General features: G+C 69.3%; 11 protein-coding genes. 7 read left to right on the top strand and 4 right to left on the bottom strand.

Annotated features, from left to right (window positions below):
* From GRC12_RS29315 to GRC12_RS29295, 5 genes are all read left to right on the top strand, one after another.
* Positions 1 to 1,080: glycoside hydrolase family 88/105 protein (locus GRC12_RS29315; protein ID WP_208782433.1), on the top strand; the 1,080-nt coding region annotated here is incomplete at its 5' end.
* Between the two features lie 4 nt (positions 1,081 to 1,084).
* Positions 1,085 to 1,867 carry a heparin lyase I family protein gene (locus GRC12_RS29310; protein ID WP_208782429.1) on the top strand — a complete coding sequence of 261 codons (783 nt, stop codon included), beginning with the start codon at positions 1,085 to 1,087 and terminating at the stop codon, positions 1,865 to 1,867.
* An 11-nt stretch (positions 1,868 to 1,878) separates the two neighbouring features.
* A complete protein-coding gene (locus GRC12_RS29305) occupies positions 1,879 to 5,118 on the top strand; it encodes a glycosyl hydrolase family 28 protein (protein ID WP_208782427.1) in 3,240 nt (1,079 codons plus the stop codon).
* Complete coding sequence (locus GRC12_RS29300) at positions 5,115 to 7,364, top strand: alpha-galactosidase (protein WP_208782425.1); 2,250 nt, start codon at positions 5,115 to 5,117, stop codon at positions 7,362 to 7,364. The genes GRC12_RS29305 and GRC12_RS29300 overlap by 4 nt, the downstream gene beginning before the upstream one ends.
* Positions 7,365 to 7,375: 11 nt before the next feature.
* Positions 7,376 to 9,406: a PQQ-dependent sugar dehydrogenase gene (locus tag GRC12_RS29295; RefSeq protein ID WP_208782423.1), complete on the top strand. Its 2,031-nt coding sequence runs from the start codon at positions 7,376 to 7,378 to the stop codon at positions 9,404 to 9,406.
* Here GRC12_RS29295 and GRC12_RS29290 read toward each other — a convergent pair whose 3' ends face one another.
* Positions 9,407 to 11,233, bottom strand: a complete 1,827-nt coding sequence (locus tag GRC12_RS29290) for an AMP-dependent synthetase/ligase (protein WP_208782435.1) — start codon at positions 11,231 to 11,233, stop codon at positions 9,407 to 9,409.
* A gap of 251 nt (positions 11,234 to 11,484) precedes the next feature.
* Positions 11,485 to 12,984 carry an MFS transporter gene (locus GRC12_RS29285; protein WP_208782421.1) on the bottom strand — a complete coding sequence of 500 codons (1,500 nt, stop codon included), beginning with the start codon at positions 12,982 to 12,984 and terminating at the stop codon, positions 11,485 to 11,487.
* Positions 12,985 to 13,102: 118 nt separating this feature from the next.
* Between GRC12_RS29285 and GRC12_RS29280 the strand changes: the two genes are divergently transcribed.
* A complete protein-coding gene (locus tag GRC12_RS29280) occupies positions 13,103 to 14,083 on the top strand; it encodes an Lrp/AsnC family transcriptional regulator (protein ID WP_208782419.1) in 981 nt (326 codons plus the stop codon).
* Here the strand turns inward: GRC12_RS29280 and GRC12_RS29275 are convergent.
* Positions 14,080 to 14,952 carry a LysR substrate-binding domain-containing protein gene (locus GRC12_RS29275; RefSeq protein ID WP_208782416.1) on the bottom strand — a complete coding sequence of 291 codons (873 nt, stop codon included), beginning with the start codon at positions 14,950 to 14,952 and terminating at the stop codon, positions 14,080 to 14,082. The two genes, GRC12_RS29280 and GRC12_RS29275, sit on opposite strands and share 4 nt — an antisense overlap.
* Before the next feature lie 156 nt (positions 14,953 to 15,108).
* Here GRC12_RS29275 and GRC12_RS29270 point away from each other — a divergent pair, with 156 nt between their 5' ends.
* Entirely contained in the window at positions 15,109 to 16,224 is a 1,116-nt protein-coding gene (locus tag GRC12_RS29270; RefSeq protein ID WP_208782414.1) for a bile acid:sodium symporter family protein, read from the top strand.
* Here GRC12_RS29270 and GRC12_RS29265 read toward each other — a convergent pair.
* Positions 16,160 to 16,957, bottom strand: a 798-nt coding sequence (locus GRC12_RS29265) for a DUF4185 domain-containing protein (protein ID WP_208782411.1), incomplete at its 5' end; no start/stop codon positions are given. The two genes, GRC12_RS29270 and GRC12_RS29265, sit on opposite strands and share 65 nt — an antisense overlap.

Raw genomic sequence — 16,957 nt, 5'->3', positions numbered from 1 at the left:
GCCCTCCGCCCGGCCGCCGCCCCCGACTGGTCGACGGCCGTCGTCGACTCCACCATGGCCCGCTACACGCCGAGCACCATCGGCGGCTGGTCCTACCCCGTCGGCCTCTACCTCTACGGCCAGTACCTCACCTACCGGCGCACCCACGACGCCCGCTACCTCACCTACATCAAGAGCTACGTCGACCGGTTCGTGAAGAGCGACGGCTCCATCGACCAGTCCTTCAACAACCTGGACAGCATGCAGGCCGGCCGGCTCCTGGTGATCCTGCACCACGAGACCGGGCAGGACCGCTACCGCAAGGCGGCCAAGAAGATCCGCGACCGCCTGAAGACCTACCCGCGCACCGCCGACGGCGGTTTCTGGCACGCGAACACCTCCAGCCGGGCCCATCAACTCTGGGCGGACGGCGTCTACATGGTGAACCCGTTCCTCGTCGAGTACGGCAAGGAGTTCGGCGACAGCGCGTACACCGACGACGAGGCGGCCAAGCAGCTGTACGTCTACGGCAGTCATCTGCAGGTCGCGAACGGGCTGCTCAAGCACGCCTACGACGAGTCCAAGAGCGCGAGTTGGGCCGATCCGCAGACCGGGCTCGCCCCCGAGCACTGGTGCCGGGCCGTCGGCTGGTACTCCATGGCGATCGTGGGCGTCCTCGACGCCGTTCCGGCGAACCAGCCCCGCCGTCCCCAACTGCTCACCATCTTCCGCAAGCTGGCCGCGGGGCTGGAGAAGTACCAGGACCCGGCGACCGGGCGCTGGTTCCAGGTGATGGACAAGGGCAGCCGGTCCGACGACTGGACCGAGACCTCCTGCTCCAGCATGTTCACCTACGCCCTCTCCCGGGGTGTCCAGCAGGGCTACCTCGACCCGCACTACGCCGCCGTCGCGCAGCGCGGCTACCAGGGCGTGCTGGCGAAGCTCTCGGTCGGCTCCGACGGCCGCACCAACCTCGCCGACATCTCCATCGGCACCAACGTCGGCGACTACGCGTACTACATCGCACGTGACCGGGCCACCAACGACTTCCACGGTCTGGGCGCCTTCCTGATCATGAACGAACAACTGCGAGGTGATTAGTGTCATGAGCACGTCCAGAAGGGCGCTGCTGGGTGCGGCGGTCGCGGGGGCGGCCGGGGCGACGCTGGGGCTGCCCGCCACCGCCCACGCCGCCTCCTGGCAGCAGAAGTGGGCTCCTTCCGCGAGCGGCGACGGCCTGCGCGCCTTCGAGACGATCGAGGACGACCGCGCCGACTCGCACCCCGCCGGGCATCCGCACATCTTCGCCACCGGCAACAACTGGCGCTTCAACATGCACATGGTGGACCGGGACACCTCGACGGACCGCCAGCGCCAGGAGGTCACGGGTCTGCGCACGAGTTCCAGCAGCTACCTCAAGTGGAACGAGGGCCAGACCTGGCGGGTCACCTACTCGATGTACATCCCGAGCTCGCTGAAGGCGACCACCACCTTCACCCACATCATGCAGATGAAGCAGCCCGGCGCCGGTTCCTCCCCGATCGTCACGCAGTCGCTGCGCCGGGTGAGCGGCAAGCAGACCATCGAGCTGACCCTGCCCATCTCCGGCACCCTCATCGGCCGCACGGACCTCGACCCGCTGCACGACAGCTGGACCGACGTCGACTTCCAGATCAAGGTCGGCAACGGCTCGGCCGGTTCCGTCCGCTGGATCCTCAAGTCCGGCGGCACGACCGTCATCGACAAGTCGAAGACCGGCGTCGACACCTTCCTGGCCGACCGCGTGCGCCCGAAGTGGGGCATCTACCGCTCCCTCGGCGACACCTCCGGGTCCCTGCAGGACACCTATCTCCTGCTCACCAACCTCCGCGGCTACCAACTCGTGTGAGGAGCCGTCACATGAAACCCCCCACCGGTCCCGGCCGCCGAGCGGCGGCCGTCATCCTCTTCGTGGTGGCCGTGGTCCTCGGCCTCACCCACCCCGCGGCCCTCGCCGCCCCGGCCGGCGCCCCGCGCGCCGCCGCCGAGTACAACGTGCGCGACTACGGCGCCAAGGGCGACGGCTCCAGCAACGACAGCGCGGCCATCGACAAGGCGATCACGGCCGCGAACGCGGCCGGCGGCGGCACCGTCCGCTTCCCCTCCGGCACCTACAAGTCCAAGAACACCCTCCACATGAAGAGCCATGTGACGCTCCAGCTCGACAAGGGCGCCACTCTCCAGGGCTCCAGCGCCGACACCTACGACAAGGCCGAGTCCAACCCCTACGACGACTACCAGGACTACGGCCACAGCCACTTCCACGACGCGATGATCTACGGCGACAAGCTGACCGACATCGGCTTCGTGGGCCAGGGCGTCATCGACGGCGCCGGCAACCTGATCACCGGCAACCCGAAGTCCGGAGAGGCCGACAAGATCATCTCGCTGACCCGGTGCGACGGGCTCAGGATCGGCGACGGTCTCACCCTGCGCCGGGGCGGTCACTTCGCGGCCCTCATCAACGGCTGCACCAACGTGACCTCCGACCACCTGACCATCGACACCGCGAGCGACCGCGACGGCTGGAACGTCATCTCCACCACCAACGCGACGATCACCAACGCCACCATTCACGCCAACGACGACGCCCTGGTCTTCAAGAGCGACTACGCGCTCGGCGCCAAGCTGCCCAACGGGCATGTGCGGGTGAGTGATTCGACCCTCGGGGCCAAGTGCTGCAACGCCCTGATGTTCGGCTCCGAGACCTGCGGCGACTTCTCGGACTACCAGTTCGAGAACATCCGCATCGACGGCGCCGACAAGTCCGGCCTGGGCATGGTCTCGATGGACGGCTCGAAGATCTCCGACGTCCACTACCGCGACATCACGATGACCAACGTGCACTCGCCGATCATGCAGAAGATCGGCACCCGCAAACGGTGCGGCAACAGTCCCGGTGTCGGTTCCATCAGCAACGTCACGTACGACAACATCACGGCGACCGGCAACAGCCCGTCCTTCAGCCCGACCCTGTGGGGCGAGTCCGGGCACCGCATCAACGGCGTGACCTTCACCGACGTCAACATCACGGTCCCCGGCGGCAACGGCACCATGTCCACCGGCGTGCCCAGCAACGACTCGACCGACTACAACCCCAAGAGCATCGGCACCCGCCCCGCCTACGGCTGGTACCTGCACAACGCCGACAACGTGCAGTTCACCGACAGCTCGGTCAAGTTCGCCTCGAACGACGGCCGGCCCGCGTTCATCGCCAACGCGGCCAGCGGCATCCGGCTCACCCGGTTCACCGCGCAGAAGGGCAGCAACTCGCCCTTCGACGTGGGCTTCCAGAACGTCACCGGCGGATGCCTGACGGACAGTCACAACACCTCGGGCGGCGCCCTGCGCGTCTCGGGCAGCCAGGACTGCGGCAGCAGTACGGCGGTGAAGCCGCTCGACCTCGAGAACCCCCGCCAGGACTTCCTCCGCAACTCCGTCGGCGGTCTGTTCCTGCACTGGGGCCTGCGCACCGCACCGGCCCACACCAGCTGCACCGCCTGGGAGAACGACGTCACGAGCGGGGGCTGGAGCCCCGACTACTGGGTGAACGAGGCGCAGAAGCTGCACACCCAGTACCTGGTCCTCGCCACCTTCCACAGCCGCCTCGGCTACGCCCGCCCCTGGCCGTCGAAGATCCCCGGGTCCTGCTCCACCAAGCGGGACTTCCTCGGCGAGCTGATCACGGCCGCCAAGGCCAAGGGCATGAAGGTCATCCTCTACATGACCAACGACCCCCAGTGGCACGACGAGGGCGGCCACGAGTGGCTCGACTCGTCCGCGTACTCCGCCTACAAGGGCAAGAACGTCGACCTGACGACCAACGCCGGCTTCGGGCAGTTCAGTTACGACAACTTCTTCGAGGTCATGGACCGCTACCCCGACCTCGGCGGCTTCTGGATCGACAACGACAACTCCTACTGGGAGAGCCACAACCTCTACCAGCAGATCTACGACAAGCGCCCGAACTACACGCTCAGCAACAACAACGAAGACACGCCGATCATGGACATGATCAGCAATGAGCAGAAGACGGGCATGACCCCGGCCTACGACTACCCGCAGGCCGTCTACACCGCCCAACCCCGCCTGACGGAGGCCGACTTCAAGCTCCCGTCGACCGGTGCCTGGTGGTACGACGGCTCCAACCCCTCCGTCGACCGCGCGCTCACCCTCGGCCGCCTCATCACCAACGCCGGCTCCTCGGTGAAGGCGCTGATGGCCGAGACGGCCCAGGTCAACGGCAAGTTCCCGGCGAACCAGGCATCCTTCAACACCTTCGCCGACTCCTACCTCGACCCCATCTGGGAGTCCCTGCACGGCACCGAGGGCGGCGGCTACATGTACGGCGGCCTCAAGCCGGGTGCCTGGAACGACGGCGCGTACGGGGTGACGACCATCGCCAAGACCGACGCGAACCGGCAGTACATCCACGTCCTGACCCCGCCCAGCACCAGCACCCTGCGCGTGCGGGACAACGGCTACCGCGTCGCCTCCGTCACCAACCTCCGCACGGGAGCGGCGGTTTCGTGGTCGCAGTCCGGCGGTGTGCTCACCCTGAGCGGGCTCGGCACCTGGGACCCGTACGACACGGTCTTCAAGGTCACGACGGCCGGCCGTCAGGGCATCCTCACCGGCGTCAAGGTCAGCGCGAGCGCCTCCGCGAGCGGACACGCCGCGTCGGCGGCCGGGGACGGCGACTACCTCACCTACTGGGACAACAACAAGACGCTGCCGGTGAACCTCACCTTCGACCTCGGCTCGGCCAAGAAGGTGCAGTACATCGGGCTCAACCAGCGTGAGGACTCCGTGGCCTACGCCCGTTCGAGCACCGAGCAGTCGGCGCGGATCAAGGACTACAAGGTGTTCCTCAGCAACGACGGCTCGACCTGGGGCAGCGCGGTCAAGTCCGGCCAGCTCCCCAGCCGCCGCGGCATCCAGGGCATCGACCTGACCGCCGCGGGCGCCCGCTACGTCCGGCTCGAGGTCGACACCACCTGGGCCGCCTCCAGCGACAGCACCCGCTACAAGCGACTGCGGGTCGACGAGGCGTGGATCGGGACGTCGTACGCCACACCCGCGAACGGGGGACAGTCATGATCCGTGTCAGATCGCTCACGGCCGCGGCGGCGGGCCTGCTGCTCGCCGCGGCGGTGCCGCTCGTGGGCACCGCCCACCCGGCGGCCGCCTCCGACAACGGCCAGTCCGTCCGGCCCGCCATGGGCTGGTCCAGTTGGAGCTTCGTGCGCCGCACGCCGACCGAGGCGAAGATCAAGGCGCAGGCCGACGCGCTGGTCTCCAGTGGTCTGAAGGACCACGGCTTCGTCTACGTCAATCTCGACGACTTCTGGCAGAAGTGCGACAGCAACGGCTTCACCGTGGACGGCTACGGTCGCTGGGCCGTCGACACCGCCAAGTTCCCGGACGGCATCAAGTCGGTGGCCGACTACGTCCACTCCAAGGGCCTGAAGTTCGGCTTCTACGTCACGCCCGGCATCGCGAAGAACGCCGTCACCAAGAACACGCCGATCGAGGGGACCTCGTACCACGCGAAGGACATCGCGGACACGTCCAGGACCGAGAAGAACTACAACTGCAAGAACATGTACTACATCGACTACTCCAAGCCGGGCGCGCAGGAGTTCGTCGACTCCTGGGCCAAGCAGTTCGCGTCCTGGGGTGTCGACTACCTGAAGATCGACGGGGTGGGCAGCGCCGACATCCCCGACGTCCAGGCCTGGGACAAGGCGCTGCGGGCCAGCGGACGACCCATCAACTTCGCGCTGTCCAACAACCTGCCCATCGCCGACGCCTCCACCTGGCGGAAACTGGCCAACAGTTGGCGCACCCAGGGTGACGTCGAGTGCTACTGCGGGCCGGGGAGCAACGGCAGCGGCTATCCGCTGACCGACTGGTCCCACGTCTCCAAGCGCTTCGACTCGGCCGCCTCCTGGCAGCCCTACGCCGGCCCCGGCGGCTGGAACGACCTGGACTCGCTGGAGATCGGCAACGGCGACCAGGTGGGTCTGACGGCCGACCAGCGCCGCTCGCACTTCACGCTGTGGTCGATGGCGGCGTCCCCGCTGCTGCTCGGCACCGACCTCACCCGACTCGACTCCGTCGACAAGGCGATGCTGACCAACGACCGGCTGATCGGGGTCGACCAGGACGGCGTCGCCGCGAAGCGGATCGTGAACAGCGGTGTCAAACAGGTCTGGAGCAAGAAGGAGAGCGACGGACAGTACGTCGTGGCCCTGTTCAACACCGGGACCTCGGGCAACACGACGGTGAGCGTGAACTGGTCGCAGGTCGGCTTCAGCGGCTCGGGTGACGTGACCGACCTCTGGTCCGGATCCCACAAGGGCGTGATCGCCGACTCCTACAGCGCGACCCTGCGTCCGGGAGAGACCCGGCTCATCCGGGTCAAGCCCGTCAACTCCCTGAAGGCGGCGGCCGCTTCGCCCGGGTTCGCCGTGGCCCCCTACGAGTACCTCGGCTGGGGCAACCCCCAAAGCCCCACGTCGGTGATGTCCGCGACCGGCGTCAAGTGGTTCACCCTCGCCTTCATCCTCTCCGACGGCACCTGCAACCCGAAGTGGGACGGCTCCCGCCCGCTGACCGGGGGCAGCGACCAGTCCACGATCAACGCGATCAGAGGCGCGGGCGGTGACGTCGTCGTCTCCGTCGGCGGCTGGAGCGGGAACAAGCTCGGCGAGAAGTGCTCCAGCGCCTCCGCGCTCGCCGGCGCCTACCAGAAGGTGATCAACGCCTACAAGCTGAAGGCGCTCGACATCGACATCGAGAACACCGAGTGGTCCAACGCGACCGTGCGGCAGCGGGTGGTCGACGCGCTGAAGACGGTGAAGGCGAACAACCCGGGCCTGAAGACCGTCATCACCTTCGGCACCACCTCCTCCGGCCCCGACTCCACCGGCGTCGACATGATCAAGCGGGCCGCCGACTCCGGTCTGGCGAACGACGTCTGGTGCATCATGCCGTTCGACTTCGGCGGCGGCACCACGAACATGGGCAGCCTCACCACCAAGGCCATGGAAGGGCTCAAGGCCCGGGTGAAGTCGGCGTACGGCTACAGCGACGCCACCGCCTACACCCACATCGGGCTGTCGTCGATGAACGGCAAGACCGACGACTCCGGTGAGCGCGTGCGGGTGGCCGACTTCAAGACCATGCTCGCCTACGCCCAGCAGCACCACATCGGACGGCTCACCTACTGGGCCGTCAACCGCGACCGGGCCTGCGGCTCGGGCACCGACGGCGACGCCTGCAGCGGCGTGTCGCAGCAGCCGTACGACTACCTCAAGGTCTTCACCCAGTACACGGGCTGAGGGGAACATCCGTGAACATCACAAGAGTTCTGCCCTACGGCGTCGCGGCGGCCCTGGCGCTGCCGCTCGCCGGACTCGGCCAGGGCACCGCGCTGGCCGCCACCGACTACCAGGCCGAGGACGCCCAGATCTCGCAGGGCACCGTGGCCACCAACCACACCGGGTACACCGGCACCGGCTTCGTCGACTACACCAACGTCAAGGGCTCCTACGTGGAGTTCACGGTGAGCGCGGCCTCCGCCGGCACCTCCGCCCTCACCCTGCGCTACGCCAACGGCACCTCCACCGACCGGCCGATGGACATCTCCGTGGGCGGCACGGTCGTCGCCTCCGGGGTGTCCTTCCCGGCCACCGCAGACTGGAACACCTGGGTCACCAAGACCGTCAACGTCCCGCTGACCGCGGGCACCGACAAGATCCGGGCCACCGCCACCACAGCCAACGGCGGCCCCAACCTCGACCGGATCAGCCTCGACGCGGCCGCCGACACCCAGGCCCCGACCCGTCCCGGACAGCCCAGCTGCTCGGACATCGGCGAGGACTCCCTCACCCTGGCGTGGGGGGCGTCCACGGACAACGTGGGGGTGAGCGCGTACGACATCTACGAGCACGGCAACAAGATCAGTGAGGCGCCGGGGAGTTCGACCTCAAAGGCGCTGACCGGGCTCACCCCCAACACCGACTACAACCTCACGGTGATCGCCCGCGACGCGGCCGGCAACACCTCGCCCGCCAGCCCGGTCGTCGACTGCACCACCAGGCCCAGCTCCGACACCACCCCGCCGAGCAAGCCGGGCACGCTGTCCGCGAGCAATGTCACCGCGAACAGCGCCGACCTCAAGTGGGGCGCCTCCAGTGACGACAAGGCGGTCGTCGCCTACGACGTGCGCAGCGACACCACCGTCTACGACACCGTCACCAGCGGCACGTCGACCACGCTCACCGGGCTCGCCTGCAACAGCCCCTACAGCCTGAACGTCGTCGCCCGGGACGCCGCCGGCAACGTCTCCGAGGCCAGCAACACCGTCACCTTCACCACGAAGGCATGCGCGACCGACGGCGGCGTCCCGTCCTCGATCACCACGCTCTCCACCGGCTGGACCATCCCCTGGGGCACCTACTGGATGCCCGACGGCAAGACCGCCCTGGTCACCGAGCGGGACGACTTCAAGGTCTGGAAGGTCACCAAGGACGGCACGAAGACCCAGGTCGGCACCGTCCCGAACGCCGTCACCACCAACGGCGAGGGCGGACTGCTCGGCGTCGCCGTCGACCCCAAGTGGGACAGCAACCACTACGTCTACTTCATGCACACCGCCTCCGAGGGCAACCGGGTCGTGCGCATGACGTACGACGGCACCAAGCTCAGCGACTACAAGATCCTGCTCCAGGGCATCAAGAAGAACCGCTACCACAACGGCGGACGGCTCCTCTTCGGCCCCGACGGCTATCTCTACGTCTCCACCGGAGAGGCCCAGACGCCCGACCTGGCACAGGACAAGAACTCCCTCAACGGCAAGATCCTGCGCATGACGACCGACGGGAAACCCGCCCCCGGCAACCCGTTCGGCAACTACGTCTACAGCCTCGGCCACCGCAACCCGCAGGGCCTCGCCTTCGACCGCAACGGCCGGTTGTGGGAGGCGGAGTTCGGCAACAGCTCCAAGGACGAGCTGAACCTGATCAAGCCGGGCGCCAACTACGGCTGGCCGACCTGCGAGGGCAACTGCAGCGTCTCCGGGATGACCAACCCCAAGGCCACCTGGAACGTCTCGGAGGCGTCCCCGAGCGGCATCGCCATCGTGCGCAACGTCGTCTACATGGCGTCCCTGCGCGGCGAACGGCTGTGGCGGATCCCGATCAACGGCGACAACGAGAGCGTGGGCACGCCGACCGCGTACTACGTGGGCACCTACGGCCGGCTGCGGACGGTCACCAAGGTTCCCGGCGCCGACCAGCTGTGGCTGTCGACCACCAACAGCGACAACAACGGCAACCAGCCCGACGGGTCGGACAAGATCTTCCGGGTGAGCATCAGCTAGTCACGCCTGGTAGAGCGCCTCGACCTCGTTTGCGTAGGCGTTCTCGATGGCCTTGCGCTTCAGCTTCAGCGAGGGGGTCAGCAGACCGTGCTCCTCGGTGAAGGGCTGCGCGAGGATACGGAAGGTACGGATCGACTCGGCCTGTGAGACCAGGGTGTTGGCGGCGACCACCGCCCGGCGCACCTCGGTCTCCAGGTCCGGGTCGCGCACCAGCTGCTGCGGCGGCATCTGGGGCTTGCCGCGCATCGTCAGCCAGTGCTCCACGGCCTCGTGGTCGAGGGTGACGAGCGCGGCGATGTACGGCCGGTCGTTGCCGACGACGATGCACTGGCTGACCAGCGGATGGTCACGCACCCGCTCCTCCAGCACCCCGGGGGAGACGCTCTTGCCGCCGGAGGTCACCAGGATCTCCTTCTTGCGGCCGGTGATGGTGAGGTAGCCGTCGTCGTCCAGGGAGCCCAGGTCGCCGGTGGCGAGCCAGCCGTCGTGCAGGGTCTCGTCGGTGGCCTTCTGGTTGTTGAGGTAGCCCTGGAAGATGTTCGCGCCGTGCAGCCAGATCTCGCCGTCGTCGGCGATGTGCACGGTCATGCCGGGGATGGGCTGGCCGACCGTTCCGTAGCGGGTGCGGTCGGGCGGGTTGGCGGTCGCGGCGGCCGTCGACTCGGTCAGGCCGTAGCCCTCGTAGACCGGCACGCCCGCGCCCGCGAAGAACAGGCCGAGCCGCCGGTCCATCGCCGAACCGCCGGACATGGCGTTGCGGATGCGGCCGCCCATCGCGGCCCGCACCTTGGAGTAGACGAGCTTGTCGAAGAGCTGGTGCTGCATCCTGAGGCCCGCCGAGGGACCCGGTCCGATGCCCCAGGCCTTCGCCTCGACGGCGTCGGCGTACTTCACCGCGATGTCGACCGCCTTCTCGAACGGCCCCGCCTTGCCCTCCTTCTCCGCCTTGCGCCGGGCCGAGTTGAACACCTTCTCGAAGATGTACGGCACCGCGAGGATGAAGGTCGGCCTGAACGCCTGCAGGTCGGGCAGCAGGGCGGCGGCGTTGAGCTGCGGCTGGTGGCCGAAGCGGACCCCGCCGCGGATCGCCGCGACCTCGACCATGCGGCCGAAGACGTGCGCGAGCGGCAGGAAGAGGAGCGTGGCCGCCTCGTCGCCCTTCTTGGAGTGGAACACCGGCTCCCACCGCTCGACGACGGTGTCCGCCTCGTACATGAAATTGCCGTGGGTGATCACACAGCCCTTGGGGCGGCCGGTGGTGCCGGAGGTGTAGATGATCGTCGCGGTCGACTCGGGGGTGACGGCCTGCCGGTGGCGGTGCACCACGTCGTCCTCGATGTGCGCGCCCGCGTCGTACAGCTCCTGCACGGCGTTGGTGTCCAGCTGCCACAGCTGGTGCAGCCGCGGCAGCCGGTCGATGACGGTGGCGATCGTCATCGCGTGGTCCTCGTGCTCCACGATCGCCGCCGAGCACTCGGAGTCGTACAGCATCCAGAAGCACTGCTCGGCGGAGGACGTGGGGTAGATCGGCACCACCTGGGCGCCGATCGTCCACAGCGCGAAGTCGAAAAGGGTCCACTCGTAACGGGTGCGCGACATGATCGCGACCCGGTCGCCGAACCGGATGCCCCGGGCGAGCAGCCCTTTGGCGAGCGCCAGGACCTCGTCCCGGAACTCCGCCGAGGTCACGTCGCGCCACCGCCCCTGGTCGTCCTTGCGGCCGAGCGCGATGTGCAGCGGGTCCTGCTGGGCGCGCTCGAAGACGACGTCGGCCAGACCCCCCACGGGGGGCGCCAACGCCAACGGAGGGTTGGTGAACTCGCGCAAACCCACTCCCCGCTCCCCTCGGCGCCGTGTTCGAGACTTCGCAAGCGCCGTGAAAGCTACCCCACCCGGCGGCGGGGCGGGAGGGGCGCCGAATCCGAACAACCCTCACGTACACCCCGGCCACCGGGCGGAAAATACGCTCACATCAGGAAGGGTCGGACAGAAAACTGACGGTTGAGTAAGTATCCGGCTCTTAATCTCCACCGAATCTGTACGACCTGCCTACCGGCTTTGACCGCAGGTCAATGGCGTCATCCGCGGTGCGTCGCCGTCTCTTCTTTCAGCGTCTCCGGGGCGGAATCCGTCACTCCGGCGCGGCCCGGACGAGGGGGCCGGACCAGGGCGAGAACGAGTGCTCCGGCCACCGTGGCGGTGAGACCGGCCACCACGGCCGCGGAGTTCAGACCCCCGGCGAACGCCGAGCGCAACGCGTGCTCCGAGAAGGACCCGCGCAGCGCCCCGGCCGCTCCGCCCGCCAGCGCGTGCGCCGCCTCGCGCGGCAGCGTGTCCTGCATCCGCGAGGTCACCACGGTGCCGTACACGGCGATGCCGAGCGCGAGGCCGAGCTGCCGGAAGGTGTTGACCGCGCCGCCCGCCATGCCGGCCCGGTCGTGCGGTACGGCGGCGAGCGCGGCGCCCGCGATGCCGGGCGCGACCAGGCCCGTGCCGACACCCACCAGGATCAGCCCCGGCACCAGCGCGGACGCCGTCGACGCCGCGTCCAGCACCGTCATGCAGAACTGCCCCGAGCCGACCAGCAGCAGACCGCCGCCGACCGTGATGCGTGCCGGCACCCCGTGCAGCAGCGGCCCGCCGGCCGCCGCGACCACGAACGCCGCCAGCGACATCCACAGGAAGACCAGCCCACCGCGCACCGGGCTCATCCCGAGCAGCGACTGCATCCATATCGAGTCGTACGCCATGAGGCCGAACGCCCCCGCGTTGAAGGCGAGCGCGCCCACCATCACGACCGAGAACCGGGGGTTCAGGAACAGCCGCGGATCGAGCAGCGGGTCGGCGCCGCTCCGCTCCACCGCGACGAACAGCACCAGCGCCACCACGGCCGCCGCGAACGTCACGAGGGTGCCCGTGTCGCCCCAGCCGTGCTCCCCGGCCCGCACCGCCCCGTACGTCAGCCCGCCCGCGAAGGCCGCGAAGGTCACCGTGCCCGCCCAGTCGACGCGCCGTTCACGCGAGCCGTGCGACTCCGGTACGACCCTCAGCGTCAGCCACACCGCGGCCACGCTCACCGGCAGATTGACGTAGAAGATCCACCGCCAGCCGGGCCCGTCCGTCAGCACCCCGCCGAGCACCGGCCCCACCGCGGCCGCCGCGCCGCTGACCGCGCCCCACACACCGAGCGCCACCGACCGCTGTCTGCCCTGGTAGACGGAGCCCAGCAGTGGCAGTGTGGTCGCGAGCACGGCCGCCCCGCCGAGACCCTGCAGCGCGCGCGAGGCGATCAGCATCGCCGGCCCGCCCGAAAGACCGCACAGCAGCGAGGCCATCGCGAACACCACCACGCCCACCACGTGCACCCGCCGCCGGCCCAGGATGTCGGCCGCGGCGCCCGTCCCGAGCAACAGCGCGGCCAGCGCCAGCGCGTAGCCGTCCATCACCCACTGCAGATCGCTCAGCGACGCGTGCAGCGATCTCGCCATGTCCGGCAACGCGACCACCGCGATGGTCACGTCCAGCAACAACATGAACGTGCCCAGGCACACCGCCGTGAGCGGCCCCCATGTACGCATGTCCTCAACTCCAGTGCTTCGTGTACCTCGGATGCCTCTCTCCGTACGATGGACGGTGAGCGGCGGATCGCAACGGAAGCCAGGCACCTGGCGACGGAATCCGACAGGAGTGCGCTGGATGGAGATGGAATCCGATGTCTTCGACAAGCTGGACCTGCAACTGCTGAGCGCGCTGGAGATCAACGGCAGGGCCTCCTTCAGCCGGATCGGTGCCGTGCTCGGGGTCTCCGACCAGACCGTCGCACGCCGCTACCGGCGGCTGTGCGCCGAGGGCGGCCTGCGCGTCGTCGCGGTCCTGGACAGCGACGCGCTCGGCCTGGACCACTGGACGCTGCGGCTGCGCTGCGTCCCCGACAGCGCCCAGACCATCGCGGAGGCGCTCGCCAAACGGCCCGACACCAGCTGGATCGGGCTTGCCTCCGGCGGCACCGAGCTTGTCCTCGGCACCAGGCCGCGCAACGCCGGCGACCGCGACGACCTCCTGTTGGGCAAACTCCCGCGCACCCCGAGGCTGCTGGAGATCCGCGCGTACCAGAAGCTGCACCGCTTCTTCGGCGGCCCGCAGGGCTGGCTGCAGAAGTTCTCGGCACTCGCCCCTGACCAGATCGAGGCCCTCAGCCCCGATCCCGTCCCCGAGCCGGGCCCCGCCCGCATCGACCCCGAGGACGAGCCGCTGCTCGCCGTCCTCGAACGCGACGGCCGTGCCACCTACCCCGAGCTCCAGCGCGCCACCGGCCGTTCGGAGTCCGCGGTCAAACGACGCCTGGCCACTCTGATCGCGTCCGGGGCGATCTTCATCGACTCCGAGTTCGATCCCGAGATCGTCGGCCACCCGTTGATGGCCGCCCTCTGGCTCACCGTCGCCCCCACGGCACTCCACTCCGTCGGCCGGGCGCTCGCCGATCACGCCCCGATCGCCCACGTCTCCGCGACCGCGGGTCCCACCAACGTCACCGCCACGGTGGTGGTCAGGAACACCTCCGACCTGTACGACTACGTCAGCGGCCCCCTCGGCCATCTGGAGGGCGTCCAGCATGTGGAGGTGACGCCGTACCTGCGCAGCGTCAAACAGCTGACGTACCGGCCGAGGCCGCGCTAACCACCGCGCCCGCGCTGCAGCCGGACCCCGCCCGCCAGGATCCTCGACGCCAGCGCGTCCGCCGCGCTCTGGGCGGAGGTGCGGCGGGCGCCGTGATCCAGGACGAAGTCGACGCGGCCGAGTTCGGGCAGGCCGAAGCGGTCGGGGAGGCGGACCAGGCCCGGGGGGACGAGGCCGCGGGAGTGGGCCATGACGCCGAGGCCCGCGCGGGCCGCCGCGATCAGCGCGCTCAGACTGCCGCTGGTGCAGGCGATGCGCCAGGGCCGGCCCTGACGCTCCAGGGACTCGAAGGCGACCGCCCGGGTGATGCCCGGCGGCGGGAAGACGATCAGCGGCACCGGGCGGTCCGGGTCGAGGCGGAGCCGTTCCGCGCCGATCCAGACCAGTTCGTCGTGCCAGACCAGCTCGCCGCGCGGGTCCTCGGGGCGGCGCTTGGCGAGGACCAGGTCGAGCCGGCCCGCCTCCAGCTGTTCGTGGAGGGTGCCTGAGAGCTCGACGGTCAGCTCCAGGTCCACCTCGGGGTGGTCGTGCCTGAAGCCCTCCAGGATCTCCGGGAGACGGGTGAGGACGAAGTCCTCCGAGGCGCCGAAGCGGAGCCGGCCGCGCAGCCGCGTCCCGGTGAAGAAGGCCGTCGCCTGCTCGTGGACCTCCAGGATCCGCCGGGCGAAGCCCAGCATCGCCTCGCCGTCCTCCGTCAGCTCCACGGAGTGCGTGTCGCGCGAGAACAGCTGCCGCCCGGTCGCGTCCTCGAGCCGCCGCACGTGCTGGCTCACCGTCGACTGCCGCAGCCCCAGCCGGCGCGCGGCCTGCGTGAAACTCAGGGTCTGCGCGACCGCCAGGAAGGTACGCAGGTGGGAGGGGTCGTACATGGGGACAACGGTAGCCGGTCATCGTGATCGGTGATGACAGTCAGAGCGGTATGACGGATTCCCGATCGGCCGGGGGAGGAGGACGATGAACGGGGGTACTCCGTGCCCCGGACAGAGCACCGGAAGACGCCTACAGCGACAAGCAAGTGGAGCACCGTGAAACGCCTGCGATGGCCGAGTTGGATGCCGATCGACCCGTACATCCTGCTGCTGCTCGGCACGGTGGGCCTCGCGGCCCTGGTACCGGCCCGCGGGACGGCCGCCGACGTGGCCTCGGGCGCCTCCACGGCCGCGATCGCCTTCCTCTTCTTCCTCTACGGCGTCCGGCTGTCCACCCGTGAGGCGCTGGACGGGCTCAGGCACTGGCGGCTGCACGGCACGGTCCTCGCCTGTACGTTCGTGATCTTCCCGTTGCTCGGTCTCGCCGCCCGCGGTCTGGTCCCGGTCCTCCTGACCCACCCGCTCTACCAGGGCCTGCTCTTCCTCACCCTGGTCCCCTCGACCATCCAGTCCTCGATCGCCTTCACCTCCATCGCCCGCGGCAACGTGCCCGCCGCGATCTGCGCCGGCTCCTTCTCCTCCCTGGTCGGCATCGTCGTCACCCCGCTGCTCGCCGCCGCCCTGCTCGGCAGCAGCGCCGGAGGGTTCTCGGCCGACTCGCTCGTCCAGATCGTGCTGCAGCTGCTGGTGCCGTTCGTCGCCGGGCAGCTGCTGCGGCGCTGCGGAGTCAAAAGGGGCCGCGCGAAGCGCGTCGAACAGGGTGGTGATGGGCGACGGGCGGGCGGCTTCGTCGCCCGGCACAAGAAGGTGCTCGGCCTGGTCGACCGGGGCTCGATCCTGCTCGTCGTCTACACCGCGTTCAGCGAGGGCATGGTCCAGGGCATCTGGCACCAGGTCAGCCCTCTCCGGCTGGGGGGTCTGCTGGTCGTCGAGGCGGTGCTGCTCGCCGTGATGCTGATCCTCACCTGGTACGGCGGCAGGGCGCTGCGCTTCGACCGGGAGGACCGCATCGCGATCCAGTTCGCCGGCTCAAAGAAGTCCCTCGCCTCCGGACTGCCCATGGCCAGCGTGCTGTTCGGGGCGCACGCCTCGCTGGCGGTGCTGCCGCTGATGCTCTTCCACCAGATGCAGCTGATGGTGTGCGCGGTGATCGCCAAGCGCCGCTCGCACGATCCCGAGGCCGCCGAAACCGAGGGCGAGGGCGAGGTCACCGCGTCCGGGTCAGCCGGACCGTCACGAACCGCGGTCGGTACAGGGACACGTTCGCGTTGATACTCGCCGAAGCCCCCGTCGTCTCCAGCCAGTTGACGTCGTAGCTGAGCACCAGCCGTCCGTCGCCGGCGCCGTCGGACACGGCCGGGTGGACCTGCGGGTTGTACGCGGCCACCCCGGACGCCGGCAGAGAGGGGCTGAAGTCCTTCGCCGGACCGTGCCAGGGGCCGGTGGGGGAGCAGGCCCAGTAGGAGGTCACGCCGGTCAGCCCGGCGGCACCCGCGGCCATCGTGAACAGGACGTACGTACCGCCCGTGCGCACGACTGAGAACGCGCTGCCCACCTGGGCACCCGCCAGCGGTTTCGGCACCGTGCCCCAGCCGGCCCCGTCCCAGTACCGCCAGGCCGAGGCCTGACCGAGCCGGCCCTTCGGCACCCGGGCCACGTACGCCGAGGACGACGGCCGGGAGACGGCCCGACCGTCGTCGCCGCCGAACACGTACGTCCACGGGCCCTGCTCGACGAGGGTCGTGCCGAACAGGATCCGGTGGGAGGGATCGGGGACCAGGCTCTGGTCGAGCACCTTCGCCACCGACTCGACCCGCAGGCCGGGCAGCGACAGCGTGGCGACCTCGGTGGCGGTCGGCACGCCGTAGATCCACGGCGCCTGCCCGGTCGTGCGCACCCACAGCAGCACCCGCACGACCTTCTCGGACGAGCCGGGGGAGCGCGGCTCCACCCGGGCCGCTACCGGCCAACGCCACTGGTCCTGGGCGGGGTTGGGGAACAGCGG

The organism is Streptomyces griseorubiginosus, assembly GCF_017614965.1.
Classification (GTDB): domain Bacteria; phylum Actinomycetota; class Actinomycetes; order Streptomycetales; family Streptomycetaceae; genus Streptomyces; species Streptomyces griseorubiginosus_B.
Note: the sequence above shows the minus strand (reverse complement) of the source record. Positions and strands in the feature narration are given on the sequence as shown.